The organism is Oceanobacillus alkalisoli (genome assembly GCF_021556485.1).
In the GTDB taxonomy this organism is placed as follows: Bacteria; Bacillota; Bacilli; order Bacillales; family Amphibacillaceae; genus Oceanobacillus; species Oceanobacillus alkalisoli.
In genome coordinates, this window is the sequence record NZ_JAKGBW010000053.1 from 1 (window position 1) to 408 (window position 408).

Below are 408 nucleotides of genomic sequence, written 5' to 3' on the forward strand. Positions count from 1 at the left end.
AAACAGTAACGACATCCGGAGGAGGTGGTTCGAGGTGAGGAGGGCCGAAGAAGAAGAAGAAGGGTCATACAAGCTATCGGTATGCACCTGCAGCCAGCCGAAAGAGTGTCCTTGTGCTGAAGTGGGTATCCACAACCTGAATGGCCAGATTGTACTAGGCGAGGAAGGGGACAGTGTCACCATGAGGTTCGAGAAGGAGCAGCAGCAGCTTGCTAGGAAGATCGCGATGCAGTAGTTTAAGCAACAACTTGGACTGAAGGACGGACGCCTGGAGCTTTGCTTATGTGACTCGTTCCTGCAGAACGGGTGCTAAATAAAACTGTAATCTAGCTACGAGCACGCTACGTTACAAGCAGTAAAGTTGTAATTAGTAAATAAAGTAATGAACGCTCCTGCTTTTAGTGGCCA

At 49.0% G+C, this 408-nt stretch carries 1 protein-coding gene; it reads left to right on the forward strand.

From position 1 onward, the window contains the following. Positions 1-235 (forward strand): Kunitz family serine protease inhibitor (locus LZD48_RS18470; RefSeq protein WP_235764136.1); only part of this gene is annotated, 235 nt, incomplete at its 5' end. Positions 236-408: the final 173 nt, after the last annotated feature.